The organism is Streptomyces tibetensis (assembly GCF_007655005.1).
Taxonomy (GTDB): Bacteria; Actinomycetota; Actinomycetes; order Streptomycetales; family Streptomycetaceae; genus Streptomyces; species Streptomyces tibetensis.
The window spans coordinates 1-14,778 of record NZ_SZVW01000020.1 but is presented as its reverse complement, the minus strand read 5'-3'; the positions used below and the strand labels follow the sequence as shown (position 1 = coordinate 14,778).

Here is a 14,778-nt window from a genome sequence, read left to right as displayed (position 1 = left end):
TGATCATCACCGCCCACAGGGCAACTGAGCTGCGGCGTCTGTCTGTTCGCGGTCAAAAGCGCTCGTCAGTCGGAGACATCCACACCGTAGCCCCGGGCAAGAGCGACCAGTCCTCGGTCGTACCCCTGGCCCACCGCACGCAGTCGCCACAGCGGCCCGCGGCGGTAGAGCTCGGCGAGCAGCATGGTGCGCTCGGTGGTCGCGGCGTCCAGAGTGGCCTGGACCAGGGGCGCGGCGCTGGTGCCCGGTCCGGAGCTGATGTGGATCGCGCCGATGTCGCCGAAAGTGGGCGAGCCGTCGATGGCGGCGGCGACCACGACCTTGCGCGCCGAGGGCGGCAGTGCGGCGAGATCGACGCCGATGGTCTGCTCCGTCGGCCCGTCGCTGTGCAGCCGCACCGTCCCTCCCGGATTCTCGGGCGCGCCGTAGAAGACGAAGTCCTCGTCGAAACAGACCTGTTCCTCCTCGTCGACGACGAAGGCGACCACGTCGATCTCGCACGACGTCTGCTGCGCCCAGGCGGCTGTGACGGTCCAGGGGACCGCGGCGGCGGATCCGCTCGGCTGCGGCAGGTCGATGACACCGCCGCGCGGGAGGACGCGCGGTGCCGCCGGCCCGCCGCCCTGCCCAGGGAGCGGGGTGGTGACCGGGGCGTCGAGCCATGCGGCGTCGTGTGTGGGGAAGGCGAGTGCGGTGATCCGCTTCATCCGGCGGTCCCGTTCGCCGCCCTCCAGGAGCACGACGTCGGTGACGCTGGAGGAGAGGTTGATCGCCGCTGCCCCGCCGAGCTCGACGATCCGGCCGCGGGCCGCGACGGCATCGGGGTGCGTGCCACCGAGCACCAGGACGCGTCGCCCGGAGAGGGGGCGGTCCTGGGTGGCAGGGTGGGCCGGATGAGGTGGCGTGGACGGTGCCGAGGGCGCTGGTCCGGGGAGGGTGACGGCCGTGGCCGTGGGCTCCTGGACCGGCTGGGGGGTGCGTGCCGTGCCGGGAGGCGTCGCGGGCGAGGGGATCGCGGCTTCCGCGGATCGCGTCAGCTCGTGCGGTGTACCCGGCCGTACGTCCCCCAGCAGCCGTACGAACGTGGCCTCGTCGAGCACCGGCACGCCCTCGGCCAGCGCGCGACGCGCCTTGCCGGAGCCGGACGAGGCGTCGTTGGTGACCAGTGCGCTGGTGTGCCGGCTGACGGACGCCATGACGTTCAGCCCGGCCTCGACGGCCTGCCGTTCCAGCTCCACGCGGGGCGTCAGCGTCTCACCGGTGATCGCGACCTTCATGCCCTGCGCCAGTGGCCCGTCCGGCTCCGGCCGCCCCGGATTGCGGTAGGCGCACGGCGTCTTGGGCGTCCGGGGAGCGAACCGGGGGTCCTGGCGGGGCGGGCAGGACACGAACGGCAGCGGCAGCTCGAGGCGCGCCGCCTCTCGCAGTGAGGCGCGCAGCACCCCCGCCAGCACCCGGGTGTCGTCGAGTGCGTCGTGTGCCCTGATCTGGGGGACGCCGTAGTGGGCGGCGAGCGTGCCCAGCCTGAGGTCCTCGGTCGGCGGATCGACCCGTCGGTTCAGTGCGAGGGTGCACAGGCGACGGGCCACGGGCAGCGCGGTGCCGGCGCGGGCGAACTCGTGGGCGAGGAAGTCGTAGTCGAACTGGGCGTTGTGCGCGACGAGCACCCGGTCCCGCAGCATCGCGGCGATCCGCGGGGCGACCTGGCCGAAGCCCGGTGCGCCGCGCAGCCTCTCGGCCGTGAGCCCGTGGACGTGCACCGGCCCGGGATCGCAGCCGGGGTCGAGGAGCGTCGAGAACTCGTCCGTCTGCTCACCGTCCGGCCCCAGCACCACCACGGCCAGGGACAGGACCCGGTCGCGGCGAGCGACCAGCCCGGACGTCTCCACGTCGACCACCGCCCAGTCGTGGGCGTAGTCGCGCAGGCCGGACGCGTCGAAGGCAGGGGAGAGGAGAGACATGAAGGAAGGATGGAGGGATCTTCACCGACCCTTCAACCCGAATGTCGATTCATCCGTATAAGTACATATTGAACGGCACCCTCTAGGGTGATGATGTGCGACTGCTACTGATGTCCGACACTCACCTGCCCAAGCGGGCCAGGGAACTGCCCGCCCCCCTGCTCGCCGAACTCCCGCACGCCGATGTCGTGTTCCACGCCGGGGACTGGGTCGACACCGGCACCCTCGATCTGCTGGAGGCGCGCTGCCGCAGGCTCGTCGGGGTGTACGGCAACAACGACGGGCCGGAACTGCGCGCCCGGCTGCCCGAGGTGGCGTACGCGGAGCTGGGCGGGGTGCGGTTCGGCGTGATTCACGAGACGGGCGCCAAGCAGGGCCGGGAGCAGCGGTGTGCCGCCCGCTTCCCCGGTCTGGACGTGCTGGTCTTCGGCCACAGTCACATCCCCTGGGACACCACGGCCCCCAACGGCCTGCGCCTGCTGAACCCGGGCTCCCCGACGGACCGCCGCCGTCAGCCCCACTGCACCTACATGACGGCCGCCGTCGCCGACGGGCAGCTCACGGACGTGGAACTGCACCGGCTGCCGCCCCGCGCACCGCACTGAACCGCCCCACCGGGCCCGTGGCATGATCGCCGCATGGGTCACGACGAGGGGTACCTCCTGGACAACCGGCAGGCCGAGGCCGGCACGCGCTTCGACGCGCTGGCGGCACTCTTCGACGCCTCGACGTTCCGGCACTTCGAGACGGCCGGGATCGCCGAAGGCTGGCGGTGCTGGGAGGTCGGGGCCGGCGGACCGAGCGTCGCTGCGTGGCTGCGCGAGCGCGTCGGGCCCTTTGGGCGTGTGCTCGCCACCGACATCGACGTGTCCTGGACCGGGACGGACGCCACCGCGGGGGTCGAGGTACTCCGGCACGACGTCGGCCGCGACGCCCCTCCGCAGGGCCCCTTCGACCTGGTGCACGCCCGTCTCGTCCTGGTCCACGTCACCGAGCGCGACGCCGCGCTGCGCTCCATGGCGCAGGCCCTGCGGCCCGGGGGAGTGCTGCTGGTCGAGGACGCCGACCCCGCGCTGCAGCCGCTGATCTGCCCCGACGAGCACGGCCCCGAGCAGCAGCGGGCCAACCGTCTGCGCACCGGCTTCCGGGAACTGCTGCGGCAACGCGGTGCCGACCTCTCCTACGGGCGCAGACTGCCCCGGCTGCTGCGCGAGGCGGGTCTCGTGGACGTCGAGGCCGACGCCTACTTCCCGATCACCTCGCCCGCCTGCGACGTCCTGGAGGCGGCCACAGTCCGGCAGGTACGGGACCGGCTCGTCGCCGCGGGTCTCGCCACGGACGAGGAGATCGACGGGCATCTCGCCGCCGTGGAGGCGGGACGCCTGGACCTGGCCACCTCGCCGATGATCTCGGCGTGGGGCCGCAGGCCGGCAGACGACGGGCCCTAGGGTCGAGCCCCCTCCGGGAAGCCGGTGCTGTCGAAACCGGGCTCCAGTTCAACACCGGTGGCATTCAGGAAGAAGGCCACCATCTGGTACTGCCCCACCAGCATGACGATCTCGATCAGTTCGGCGTCACCGAAGTGCCCGGCCAGACCCTCCCAGGTCGCATCGGACATCGTGGCATCGCCGTGCAGCTCGTCCGCCGCGCGGATCAGGTGCCGCTGGAGGTCCGCCCAGCCGGGCGCCTGAGGCCCTGCGCCGATGCGGTCGATCTCCGCCTCCGTGACGCCCGCGGCCCTGGCCAGGGGGAGGTGCCGCCCCCACTCGTACCGCGCGCCGGTGTTCCATGCCGTGCGCAGGATCAGTAACTCGCGCACTTCCCCCGGCAGTCGGCCCGCGCCGAGCAACTGCCCACCGAACGGCAGGAACTGCTCGTAGAGATCGGGATGACGCACGAGCGTGGTGAAGATGTTCGGGATCCCGCCCCCGGGGTCGTGGGGAGCGGCGGCCAGCAGTTCCCGGGTCCGCGGGTCCCACCGTTCTTCGGGGAGCGGCTTGAGCCGCGGACGGGTCGGTCGGGCGGCTTCGTGGCGCTGTGACATGGCTGCCTCCAGTCTCGGAGGGACTCACCCTAGGAGACTGGAGGCAGGCCTGGCAGCGGAGAGCCGTGAGCAGTCAGCCCGTCGGGTCGAGCACGATCTTGCGCACGCCGTCGGAGCGGCCTGCGAACAGTTCGTACGCCGTCGGCCCTTCGGAGAGGGCGAAGCGGTGCGAGACCACGACCTCGGGCTTGATCCGTCCGGCACGGGTGAGGGCGATCAGGGCAGGGAGTTCGTAGTGCACCGAGCACAGCCCGATGGCGAACTCCAGTTCCTTGACCTGCGCCAGGTACATGTGGAACGGGAACGCCTTGTTCTGGCTGACCCCGATCACACTGACCCGGCCCGCCTGCCGGACGGCCTTGACGGCGAGTTGGATGGTGGCGTCGGAGCCAACGGCCTCCACCACGGCGTCCGGACCGCGTCCGGCGGTCATGTCCCGGATGGCCGACCGCACGTCGTCGCCCTCGACCGGCTCGACGCCCAGGCCCGCGGCGAAGGCGCGGCGCTCGGCGACCAGGTCCACACCCAGCACCCGGGCCGCGCCCATCGCGAAGGCGGACTGGGCGGCCATGAGGCCGACCGGGCCGAGACCGATGACCAGGACGGTCTCACCGGGCTGGATGCGGGCGCGACGGCAGCCGTACCAGGCGGTGGGCGCGTTGTCCGTGAGGACGACGGCCGCCTCGTCGGAGATGTCCTCCGACAGGCGCACCAGATTGACGTCGGCACAGGGCACGGCCAGGGCCTCGGCCTGGCTGCCGGGGAGCTTCGGACCGACCCCGTAGCAGAGCTCCGTGCTCGACGTGGCGCGTTCGCAGCGGGCGGTGAACCCGGCCGCGCACTGCCCGCAGCGAGCACAGCCGACGGAGGCGGGCACCAGAACCCGGTCCCCGGGCTTGAAGCGGGTGACCTGGCTGCCGGTGTCGACGACCACGCCGACGCACTCGTGTCCCGGCGTGTAGCCCAGTTCGGGGCTGAACCCGTTGCCGCCGTAGATGTGCAGGTCGCTGCCGCAGATGCCGGCCGCGGTCACGCGCACCACCGCGTCGGCGGGGCTGGTGACGGCCGGGTCGGGGACGTCCCCGAACCGGATGTCGTGACGGCCGTGATAGGTCAGTGCCTTCACCGGATCTCTCCCTCCCCTCGGCCCGGTCAGTCCGCGATCTTCAGCACCAGCTTGCCGCGGTTGTCACCACGGAACAGGCGCATCAGGGTCTCGGGGAACGCAGCGACCGAGCCGGACACCACGTCCTCCAGGGACTTCAGCCGGCCCTCCGCCCGCCAAGCGGCCATCTGCGCGATGCCCTCCGCGTACCGATCGGCGTAGTCGAACACCACGATGCCCGTCATGGACGCCCGGTTCACCAGCAGCGACAGGTAGTTGGCCGGGCCTTGCGGCTTGGTGCTGTTGTACTGGGAGATCGCGCCGCAGACCACGACGCGGGCGCCGCGCGCCAGTCGCAGCAGCACGGCGTCCAGAACGTCGCCGCCGACGTTGTCGAAGTACACGTCGACGCCGTCGGGGGCGTGCTCGCGCAGGGCCTTGCGGACGTCCTCGCTCTGGTAGTCGATCGCGGCGTCGAATCCGAACTCGTCCACCACCATCCGGCACTTGGCCTCGCCACCGGCGATGCCGATGACCCGGCATCCGAGGATCTTGGCGATCTGCCCGACGACGCTGCCGACGGCCCCGGCCGCTCCGGAGACCACGACGGTCTGCCCCGGCTCGGGACGCCCGACCTCGATCAGGCCGAAGTAGGCCGTCAGGCCCGACATGCCGAGCGTGCCGAGATAGGTCGGCAGGGGAGCTGCCGCGGGGTCGACCTTGGTCACGCCGCGTCCGTCCGACACGCAGTACTCCTGCACGCCGAACGTGCCCGACACATGGTCACCGACCGCGAACCCGGGGTGCCGGGAGGCGACCACCCTCCCCACCGCACCGGCGCGCATCACCTCGCCGATCTCCACCGGGCGGATGTAGGACCTGCCCGCGTCCATCCAGCCGCGCATCGCCGGGTCGATCGACAGACAGAGCACCTGTACCAGGAACTCCCCGTCGCCCGGCTGTCCCGCGGGCTCCTCGACATGCTCCCAGTCGGTGGGACGCGGCTCTCCCACGGGACGTGCGGCCAGGCGTATCTGGCGGTTGATCGTACTCATCTGCGGCGACTCTCCTCCGGCTGCATACCGTCCAGTCGGTACGGCCGTGAGCGTACGGGGGCCCGCCGTCCGGGGCAAGAGCCGGTCCGCTACGACTTACGGCTCATGCGGCCGGCCGAGCCCGGGGCGGCGAGCTATTCCTGCCCCGGCACCGCCATCTCCCCGAGGAGCGACCAGTCGTCCTGCGGGACGTTGGCGTTCACGATCCGAGGCGTCTCGGCCAGATGCGGAGGCAGCGTCTGCTGCGCGGCCTTGAAGTGCGCGGACTGTACGTGCGCGGCTCCGGCCTCGTCGTCGCGGAAGGCCTCGACCAGGACGTACTCCGACGGCTCGTCCACGCTGCGCGACCAGTCGAACCACAGACAGCCGGGCTCGGCGCGCGTCGCCCGGGTGAAATCGGCGGCGATCTCGGGCCACCGGTCGGCGTGCTCGGGGCGGACGCGGAACTTGGCGGTGATGAAGATCATGGGGTTCCCTTCGGTGCAGTGCTGAAGTGCGAGCGCGATCGCGTCCGCAGGTGGGCGTTGGCGACTCGATCGTACGAACCCGACTCGATGGCGACGTGACGGAAGGCCGCGCCGGTGATCAGGAGGACCGGTGCGGATGTACCGCCCCCTCCGTCGCGGTGAGCGGCGCTCCGGTGCCGCCCCAGCGCAGCGCCACGATCTCGGCGGCGACGGACACCGCCACCTCCTCGGGTGTACGGGCCCCCAGGTCGAGGCCGACCGGTGAGCGCAGCCGGGACAGCTCGCGCTTGGTGAGTCCGGCCTCGGCCAGCCGTGCGGCCCGGTCGGCGTGGGTGCGGCGGCTGCCCATCGCGCCGATGTAGGCGGCCGGGCGGCGCAGGGCCTCCGTCAGCAGCGGCACGTCGAACTTCGGGTCGTGCGTGAGAACGCAGATCACCGTGCGCTCGTCCGTGACGGCCTCGCGCAGGTAGCGGTGCGGCCACTGCGCGACCACCTCGACGCCCTCGGGAAAGCGCCGGGGCGTGGCGAAGACGGGGCGGGCGTCGCAGACGGTGACCCGGTAGCCGAGGAAGCCGCCGATGCGGGCCACGGCCGCGGCGTAGTCGATCGCGCCGAAGACCAGCATCCGCGGCGGCGGCGCGAAGGACTGCAGGAACACGCTGACGGCGTCCTCGCGGCGCTGCCCCTCGGGCCCGTAGTGCCGCATGCCGGTCGCGCCGAGGGCGAGTTCGCCGCGGGCGTCGGCGGTCACGGCCACGTCCAGGCCGCTCGTGCCGAGGGTGCCGAGAGTCCGGTCCGGCCACACGGCCAGGGCGGCCCCGCGCGGCGCCGGTCCGTCGGCCACGGTCGCCACGGTGACCGGCTCGCCCGCCGCGACCGAGTCCGCGACCGCGCCCAAGCCGGGATCGCGCTCGGGCGTGACGGCGCGCACCAGCAGCGTGATCTCGCCGCCGCAGGTCAGGCCGACCGCGAAGGCGTCCTCGTCGCTGTAGCCGAAGGTCTCCAGCCGGGCCTCGCCGCCCGCGGCCACGGCCTGTGCCAGCTCGAACACCGCGCCCTCGACACAGCCCCCGGACACGCTGCCCACGACCTCCTCGTCCGGGCCCACCGCCATCGCCGCGCCCGGGTCGCGCGGCGCGCTGCGGCTGACCTCGACGACCGTCGCGAGGCCGAACGGGACCCCGGCCGCGTACCAGCGGCCGAGCACCGGGAGAACGTCACGCACGAGCCACTCCTCTCCGTCGGGCGCTCGCCGGGTACCCCGGCGGCGGGTAATTCCGTTGTGGCCCCCCGCGCCGGTCTGCTGCACTGCTCAGGACAGCGACGTCGACGAGTCCCGAGGAGTTCCGAATGCGCACTGCGTGCCTGTCCCCCCAGCCAGGAACGGACCTCTCTGCGAAGGACACGACGCTTCGTGCACATGCTCAACCTTGGAATTCTCGCCCATGTCGACGCCGGTAAGACCAGCCTGACCGAGCGGCTGCTCCATTCGGCCGGGGTGATCGACGAGATCGGCCGCGTCGACGACGGGAACACCCGCACCGACACCCTCGCCCTGGAACGGCAGCGCGGCATCACCATCAAGTCCGCCGTCGTCTCGTTCCCTCTCGACGGCGTGACCGTCAACCTCATCGACACCCCCGGTCACCCGGACTTCATCGCCGAGGTGGAGCGCGTCCTCGGCGTGCTGGACGGCGTCGTCCTCGTGATCTCCGCCGTGGAGGGTGTACAGGCACAGACGCGGGTGCTGATGCGGACGCTCCAGCGGCTGCGCATCCCGACGCTGCTCTTCGTCAACAAGATCGACCGGAGCGGGGCGCGCCACGAGGCGGTGCTGCGGGAGATCTCGGCGCGGCTGACGCCCGCGATCGTGCCGATGGGGACCGCCACCGGCCTCGGCACCCGCGCGGCCCGCTTCACCCCCGGCCCCGCGCCCGCCGCCGCCGCCCTGGACGTCCTGGCCGGGCACGACGACGCCCTGCTGGCCGCGTACGTCGAGAACACCGTCACCGACGAGCTGCTGCACGGCTCCCTCGTCGCTCGGACCCGTGAGGCGCTCGTCCACCCGGTCTACTTCGGCTCCGCCGCCACGGGCGCGGGTGTGGAGGCGCTGCTGTCCGGCATCGAAACCCTGCTGCCGGTGGCCGACGGGGACGCGGACGGGCCGGTCTCCGCCACCGTCTTCAAGGTCGACCGGGGCCCGGCGGGGGAGAAGGTCGCCTACGCCCGGATGTTCTCCGGGACCTTGCGCACCCGCGACCGGGTCCCCTTCGGAACGGACGGCGCCGAAGGCCGGATCACCGGCATCAGCGTCTTCGGCCACGGCACGGACATCCGCGAGGACTCCGTCGCCGCCGGCCGGATCGCCCGCCTCACCGGGCTCGGCGACATCCGGATCGGCGACGCGATCGGCGAACCCCACAAGGCGTACGAGCACTTCTTCGCCCCGCCGACCCTGGAGACGGTCGTCGTCCCCGGCCCGGGCGTGAACCGGGGAGCGCTGCACCTCGCGCTCACCCAACTCGCCGAGCAGGACCCGCTGATCGGACTGCGCCGCGACGAACTCCGCCAGGAGACCTCCGTCTCCCTGTACGGCGAGGTGCAGAAGGAGGTCATCCAGGCCACCCTCGCCGGGGAGTACGGCCTCGACGTCACCTTCCGCGAGACCACCCCGCTGTGCGTGGAACGGCCGCGCGGTGCGGGGCAGGCCGTGGAGTTCAACAAGAAGGACCCCAATCCGTTCCTCGCGACGGTCGGTCTGCGCGTCGAGCCCGCACCGGTCGGCTCGGGTGTCGGCTTCCGGCTCGAGGTGGAGCTCGGGTCGATGCCGTACGCCTTCTTCAAGGCCGTCGAGGACACCGTCCGCGAGACCCTGGAGCAGGGCCTGTACGGCTGGCGGGTCACCGACTGCGTGGTCACCATGACGCACAGCGGCTACTCGCCCCGCCAGAGCCATGCCCACCAGGGCTTCGACAAGAGCATGTCCAGCACGGGCGCCGACTTCCGCGGCGTGACCCCGCTGGTGCTTGTCGAGGCGCTGCGGCGTGCCGGGACACGGGTCCACGAGCCGATGCACCGCTTCCGCATCGAGGCGCCCGCCGACACCCTCGGTGCCCTGCTGCCGGTCCTCGCCCAGCTCGCGGCCGTGCCCGAGGCGACGCGGAACCGGGACGCCCTCTGCGTCCTCGAAGGCACCGTGCCGGCCGCCCGGGTGCACGCCCTCGGACAGCGGCTGCCCGGGCTCACCCGGGGCGAGGGCGAGCTGGAGAGCTCGTTCTCCCACTACGCGCCGGTCGTGCACGGCACGATTCCGGAGCGCCCGCGCACCGACCACAACCCGCTGAACAGGAAGGAGTACTTGTTGAACGTGACACGGAGAGTGGGTGGTTGACGTGTGAGGGTTGTTCGAGAGGGAACTTACTCCGGAGTCAGGGGTGTTGACGGTGTCCTGATATCGCCGGACTGTAGTGGACATGCCGACTATCCGAGCGCGTCTGCTGGTCGTCCTGGCTGTCCTCTTCGGCTCCGTCTCGGTGGCGGGCGTACCGCCGGCCACCGCCGCGCCCCCGCCCGGTTCCCTCTGGTTCGACGATCCCACCGTCACCGTGCAGGGCGGCCGCTTCACCGACGCCCACGGCCGCGAGATCGTGCTGCGCGGCTACAACGTCTCCGGCGGGACCAAGCTCGCGGAGAACAAGGGCCTGCCCTTCGCCTCGGTCGCCGACGCCCGCAGGTCGGCGACCGCGCTGCGCGCCCTCGGCGGCGGCAACACCGTCCGCTTCCTGCTGTCCTGGGCCTACGCCGAACCCGAGCGCGGCCAGGTGGACACCGCCTATCTGGCCGCCGCCACCGACCAGATGAAGGCCTTCCTCGACGCAGGCATCCGGGTCTACCCCGACTTCCACCAGGACCTCTACTCCCGGCACCTCTTCGACACCGACAGCTGGTACACCGGCGACGGCGCCCCCAAGTGGGCCGTGGACGCCGGGAACTACCCGGACGAGTCCTGCGGGATCTGCCTCTTCTGGGGGCAGAACATCACCCAGAACGAGGCCGTGAAGCGTGCCTCGTACGACTTCTGGCACAACGCGCACGGCGTGCAGGACGCCTTCCTCGCCACCGCCGAGAAGACCATGCGGTACGTGCAACAGCACCTGAGCACCGACCAGTTCAAGGGCGTCGCCGGCTTCGACCCCTACAACGAACCGCACGCGGGCGTCCACGACTCCGGGCAGACCAGCCGCACCTGGGAGAAGGACGTGCTCTGGCCCTTCTACGAGAAGTTCCGGGCCCGCATGGACACGGCCGGATGGCGCGACAAGCCCGCGTTCGTCGAGCCGAACCTCTTCTGGAACGCCAACCTCGACTTCCAGAAGCAGGAGGGCGGCCTGCTGGACGCCGGCGCTCTCGGACCGCGCTACGTCTTCAACACGCACTTCTACGACCAGAAGGCCATCTCCGGCGTCTTCATGTGGGGTAAGGCGGCCGACGGCCAGTACACGGGTGACTTCCGCACCGTCCGCGACCGGGCCGCCGCCGCGCGGACGGCCGCCGTGGTCAGCGAGTTCGGACACCCGCTCGCGGGCAACGTCTCCGACAAGGCACCGACCGTCCTCAAAGCGATGTACCAGGCCCTCGACTCCCGCCTCAAAGGCGCCGACTGGTGGTCCGACCCGGCGGCCTCGGGGCCCGTGCTCTCCGGCTCCCAGTGGCAGTGGGACATCTACAACGGCCGCCACCGCGAGCAGATGAACGGCAACCCCGACAAGGTGCTCACGGCCGGCGACGCCTGGAACGACGAGGACCTGTCCGCCGTACGCCTGGACGACACGGGCAAGCCCGTGCTGCGCCAGGACGCCCGGCTCCTGGACCGTCTCTACCCGAGCGCCACGGCGGGTGAGACCGTCGGCTTCACCTACGAGGACCGCTCCCGGGACGGCTCGACGACCCTGACCTGGAACCCGGTGCCCGCCTCCCTGCCGAACGTGCAGCGGCTGGTGGGGTCCGGGCAGTACGGGCTGTTGCTGTGGCGCTCCAACGGCGGCCCGGCGCCCACCGAGATGCATCTGCCGGCGAGCTTCCCGACCGCGTCCACCACGGTCGTCTCCGACCTGGGCACGGTCCACGCCCCGCCGGCCTACACCTCGACGACCCCGGTCGGCGTGGCGCAGGAGCCCGGCGGCACGGAAAGCCGCCGCCTGCTGCTCACCGCGCCGGACTCGGGCGTCCTGCACTACGCGCTGGTGACCAACGGGGCGACGGCTCCCTCGGCGGATCTGCTCGCCGCGGCCCGCTCCGAACTGGCGGCGTGGGCGGCGAAGGAGGTCGACTGAAGAAAGAGGTCGACCCAAGGAGGTCACCTGGCGGACGGGCTCGTCCAGTCGGCCGCCACATGCCCGAGCCGGACGCGCTGCGGGTGGTCACCGACCGGCACGGACACGACCTTCTTCCCGGTGGCGAAGTCGATGGCCGTGACCTGGTCGGTGCCGCTCTCGGAGACCACGCAGGACTTGCCGTCACCGCTGACCGTGGCCCAGTAGGGCTTGGAGGCGGTGACGAGCGGGCCCTCCTGGAGGGTGGCGCGGTCGACGACCGTGGCGTAGTCGTCCATCGTGCCCGCGACGCACAGCTTGCGACCGTCCGGGCTCATCGAGATGCCGTGGTGGCGCGAGTCGTTGACGAAGGTGGTGCGGTCGTCGCTGGTCGCCGGGTTCTTCGGCAGCGTCTTGGTGCGGGTGATCTTCTCGGTGGCGATGTCGTACTCGAAGAAGCCGTTGAAGAAGGAGACCTGGAAGTACAGCTTCGACTCGTCCGGCGAGAAGACGGCCGGGCGCACCGCGTCGGAGTAGTCCTTGAGCCCGAGCGCGTCCAGCTGCGGACGCATGTCGATGACCTTGACCTGCTGGTACGTCGTGGCGTCGACGACCGTGATGCGCCGGTCGCCCTTCGTCCAGTCCAGCCATGGGGCATCGGTCTGCGTGTTCACGTCGCCGATCGCCATGTTGTAGATGTACTTGCCGTCCTGCGTGAAGATGTTCTCGTGCGGCTTGTCGCCGGTGCCGAACTTGCCCAGCTCCTTGCCGGAGACGATGTCCAGCACGTGCACGGTGTTGGCGGTCGACGCCGACACCGCCACACGCCCCCCGTCGGGGGAGACCGCCATGTGGTCGGAGCGGTAACCGGACACCGGGAAGCGCCAGTTGAGCTTCCCGGAGGCGAGGTCGATCGACACGACGTCGGCGAAGCTCGGCCGGGAGACGACCACCGACGTCCCGTCCGGTGTGGAGTACATGTCGTCGACGAACTGGTCGTGGCCCTCGCCGACGCTGTTGCGGATCGCCATGAAGTAGATCCACTTGATCGGGTCGGCGTTGATCGCCGCCATCCGCTCGTCCTTGTCGGGGATGACGTTGATGCGGCCGATCTTCCCGAAGTCACCGGAGGACCGGATGACATCGGCGGTGCCGTCCCAGTTGTTGCCCACGAACAGCACCTCGCGCAGCGCGGCGGAGGAGCCCGGAGCGGCCGCGGTGGCGGCGGTCGCGGGAGCGGTGACGGTCAGGGCCAGGGCTGCGGCTACGGAGCACAGGTGCCGGCGTCGGAAGACGGGCATGACGGCTCCCCTCTCTGCTGTGGGGTCGCTGCTGGGGGCGAGCGTTGTGAGTGGGACATGCCAAAGCGGGGTGCGTGTGGAAACTGAACACACGTGCTTTCAGAGTCAACTTACTGCAAAGTAAGGAAGGGGTGGCCTTCTCCACAAGACCGCGTGCACGACAAAATCAGTGTTCGAACGACGAAGGGAGAGCCGGTGCCGGGCAGACTCAGAGCGCCGACCGGCCGCTACGGTGGCAAGACAGCCGAGGAGCGGCAGGCCGAGCGCCGCCGTCGGTTCCTCGACGCCGCGCTCCAGCTGTTCGGCGACACCCCAGGCTTCCGCTCCACCACGGTCGCGGCCCTCAGCGAGACGGCCGGACTGTCCACCCGGCAGTTCTACGAGGAGTTCCGCACCCTCGAGGACGTGCTCGCCGCACTGCACCTCCAGGTCAACGGCTGGGCCGAGGCCGCGGTGCTGGAGGCGGCCGCTGGCGCGGCGGACCTGCCGCTCGTGGAGCGCGCCACGGCCATCTTCCGCGCCTACGCCGCGAACGTCACCGCCGATCCGCGCCGGATCCGCATCACCTTCGTAGAGATCATCGGCGTCAGTGCGCACCTGGAGGAGCAGCGGCTCGCCCGCCGGGCCGGCTGGGTGGACCTCATCTGTGCCGAGGCCGACGCGGCCGCCGCACGGGGAGAGGCCGCACCCCGCGACTATCGCCTCCCCGCGACGGCCTTCATCGGCAGCGTCAACGGCCTGCTGCACGACTGGAGCGCCGGCTGGGTCGACGCCACGCTCGACGAGGTCGTCGACGAACTGGTCCGCCAGCTGCTGGGGATCCTGCGGCCGCAGGGATGGAAGCCGCAGGCGTGACGGCGGGTGCCGGGGGCGGCGAGCACGTGACCTGCACCCGCGCTCCCCGGGAGGCTCGCCTCAGGAAGGGCCGACGCCGTGGGGGCACGGACCGGTCGGCTGCCGCCCGAGTGGTGGGCCACCACCCGGGCCGGTCCTGACCCCTTAGACCGACGCCAGCACCACGAGATCCACCGCGACCAGCAGCGCGACTCCCAGCAGCACTCCGGCCAGCAGCCGCGCCCGGAGCCCGCGGTACACCGCCTCGTACTCGCCCCGCAGTTCCTCCCCGCGCCGGGCCGTGCGCTGCCACGAGGCCCGGGAGAGGGCAAGATGCTCCGCCGCGAACCGCCTCGCCACCTCCGCCCGTTCCGGCTCCGGGAGCCGGTCGAGCCCGGCGGCGAAGCGGGCCGCGGCGGTACGGGCCTCCTCGCGGGCTGCGGCGGCCAGGAGATGGCCCTCGACCTCGTTGTGGAACGCCCGCAGGTCCACGGGGAGCCCTTCCATGGCGGTCATCGGTGCGTCAGCTCCCGCTCGGCCGCCGCGACGGCGTGGTGGTGCAGGTCGAACGCCGGGGACTCGCTGCGGATCTTCGGCATGGTGATGAAGTTGTGCCGCGGCGGCGGGCAGGAGGTCGCCCATTCCAGGGAGCGGCCGTAGCCCCACGGGTCGTCGACGCCGACCGGCTTGCCGTACTTG

Annotated in this window: 13 protein-coding genes and 1 pseudogene; 5 read left to right on the top strand and 9 right to left on the bottom strand. The window is 71.6% G+C overall.

What is annotated here, in order from left to right; all coding sequences use genetic code 11:
• Positions 1-65 precede the first annotated feature (65 nt).
• Positions 66-1,961, bottom strand: a complete 1,896-nt coding sequence (locus tag FDO69_RS30360; protein WP_104784251.1) for a TerD family protein — start codon at positions 1,959-1,961, stop codon at positions 66-68.
• A 95-nt stretch (positions 1,962-2,056) separates the two neighbouring features.
• Here FDO69_RS30360 and FDO69_RS30355 point away from each other — a divergent pair, with 95 nt between their 5' ends.
• Together FDO69_RS30355 and FDO69_RS30350 are read left to right on the top strand one after the other, a co-directional pair.
• Complete coding sequence (locus tag FDO69_RS30355; protein ID WP_104784248.1) at positions 2,057-2,566, top strand: metallophosphoesterase family protein; 510 nt, start codon at positions 2,057-2,059, stop codon at positions 2,564-2,566.
• A 33-nt stretch (positions 2,567-2,599) separates the two neighbouring features.
• A complete protein-coding gene (locus tag FDO69_RS30350; RefSeq protein WP_104784245.1) occupies positions 2,600-3,409 on the top strand; it encodes a class I SAM-dependent methyltransferase in 810 nt (269 codons plus the stop codon).
• On the opposite strand, the gene FDO69_RS30345 is transcribed toward FDO69_RS30350, so the two are convergent.
• From FDO69_RS30345 to FDO69_RS30325, 5 genes are all read right to left on the bottom strand, one after another.
• Positions 3,406-4,005, bottom strand: coding sequence for a carboxymuconolactone decarboxylase family protein (locus tag FDO69_RS30345; RefSeq protein WP_104784242.1), 600 nt, complete (start codon positions 4,003-4,005; stop codon positions 3,406-3,408). The two genes, FDO69_RS30350 and FDO69_RS30345, sit on opposite strands and share 4 nt — an antisense overlap.
• Positions 4,006-4,078: 73 nt before the next feature.
• Positions 4,079-5,131: an alcohol dehydrogenase catalytic domain-containing protein gene (locus FDO69_RS30340; protein ID WP_104784240.1), complete on the bottom strand. Its 1,053-nt coding sequence runs from the start codon at positions 5,129-5,131 to the stop codon at positions 4,079-4,081.
• Positions 5,132-5,157: 26 nt separating this feature from the next.
• Entirely contained in the window at positions 5,158-6,165 is a 1,008-nt protein-coding gene (locus FDO69_RS30335; RefSeq protein WP_170320965.1) for an NADP-dependent oxidoreductase, read from the bottom strand.
• 134 nt (positions 6,166-6,299) lie between these two features.
• Positions 6,300-6,632 carry a putative quinol monooxygenase gene (locus FDO69_RS30330; RefSeq protein ID WP_097222480.1) on the bottom strand — a complete coding sequence of 111 codons (333 nt, stop codon included), beginning with the start codon at positions 6,630-6,632 and terminating at the stop codon, positions 6,300-6,302.
• Positions 6,633-6,750: 118 nt separating this feature from the next.
• The gene (locus FDO69_RS30325; protein ID WP_104784237.1) at positions 6,751-7,857 is read right to left on the bottom strand and encodes an XdhC family protein; all 1,107 of its coding nucleotides are present in this window, start codon (positions 7,855-7,857) and stop codon (positions 6,751-6,753) included.
• A 189-nt stretch (positions 7,858-8,046) separates the two neighbouring features.
• Here FDO69_RS30325 and FDO69_RS30320 point away from each other — a divergent pair, with 189 nt between their 5' ends.
• Both FDO69_RS30320 and FDO69_RS30315 read left to right on the top strand, forming a co-directional pair.
• On the top strand, positions 8,047-10,023 hold the full coding sequence (locus tag FDO69_RS30320; protein WP_104784234.1) for an elongation factor G: 1,977 nt from the start codon (positions 8,047-8,049) through the stop codon (positions 10,021-10,023).
• Between the two features lie 82 nt (positions 10,024-10,105).
• Positions 10,106-11,965, top strand: coding sequence for a cellulase family glycosylhydrolase (locus tag FDO69_RS30315; protein ID WP_104784630.1), 1,860 nt, complete (start codon positions 10,106-10,108; stop codon positions 11,963-11,965).
• A 23-nt stretch (positions 11,966-11,988) separates the two neighbouring features.
• Here FDO69_RS30315 and FDO69_RS30310 read toward each other — a convergent pair whose 3' ends face one another.
• Positions 11,989-13,245 carry a YncE family protein gene (locus FDO69_RS30310; RefSeq protein ID WP_104784231.1) on the bottom strand — a complete coding sequence of 419 codons (1,257 nt, stop codon included), beginning with the start codon at positions 13,243-13,245 and terminating at the stop codon, positions 11,989-11,991.
• 195 nt (positions 13,246-13,440) lie between these two features.
• Between FDO69_RS30310 and FDO69_RS30305 the strand changes: the two genes are divergently transcribed.
• Complete coding sequence (locus tag FDO69_RS30305) at positions 13,441-14,100, top strand: TetR/AcrR family transcriptional regulator (RefSeq protein ID WP_104784229.1); 660 nt, start codon at positions 13,441-13,443, stop codon at positions 14,098-14,100.
• Between the two features lie 144 nt (positions 14,101-14,244).
• Here the strand turns inward: FDO69_RS30305 and FDO69_RS30300 are convergent, their stop codons facing one another.
• Together FDO69_RS30300 and FDO69_RS30295 are read right to left on the bottom strand one after the other, a co-directional pair.
• Positions 14,245-14,595 carry a hypothetical protein gene (locus tag FDO69_RS30300; protein ID WP_104784226.1) on the bottom strand — a complete coding sequence of 117 codons (351 nt, stop codon included), beginning with the start codon at positions 14,593-14,595 and terminating at the stop codon, positions 14,245-14,247.
• Positions 14,592-14,778, bottom strand: a pseudogene (locus tag FDO69_RS30295) (aa3-type cytochrome oxidase subunit I); the annotation flags it as partial. The pseudogene FDO69_RS30295 and the gene FDO69_RS30300, both read right to left, overlap by 4 nt.

Coding starts and splice junctions, on each gene's coding strand:
- FDO69_RS30330 (WP_097222480.1), bottom strand. CDS start 6,632: ATGATCTTCATCACCGCCAAGTTCCGCGTCCGCCCCGAGCACGCCGAC.
- FDO69_RS30345 (WP_104784242.1), bottom strand. CDS start 4,005: ATGTCACAGCGCCACGAAGCCGCCCGACCGACCCGTCCGCGGCTCAAG.
- FDO69_RS30335 (WP_170320965.1), bottom strand. CDS start 6,165: ATGAGTACGATCAACCGCCAGATACGCCTGGCCGCACGTCCCGTGGGA.
- FDO69_RS30360 (WP_104784251.1), bottom strand. CDS start 1,961: ATGTCTCTCCTCTCCCCTGCCTTCGACGCGTCCGGCCTGCGCGACTAC.
- FDO69_RS30310 (WP_104784231.1), bottom strand. CDS start 13,245: ATGCCCGTCTTCCGACGCCGGCACCTGTGCTCCGTAGCCGCAGCCCTG.
- FDO69_RS30350 (WP_104784245.1), top strand. CDS start 2,600: ATGGGTCACGACGAGGGGTACCTCCTGGACAACCGGCAGGCCGAGGCC.
- FDO69_RS30315 (WP_104784630.1), top strand. CDS start 10,106: ATGCCGACTATCCGAGCGCGTCTGCTGGTCGTCCTGGCTGTCCTCTTC.
- FDO69_RS30300 (WP_104784226.1), bottom strand. CDS start 14,595: ATGACCGCCATGGAAGGGCTCCCCGTGGACCTGCGGGCGTTCCACAAC.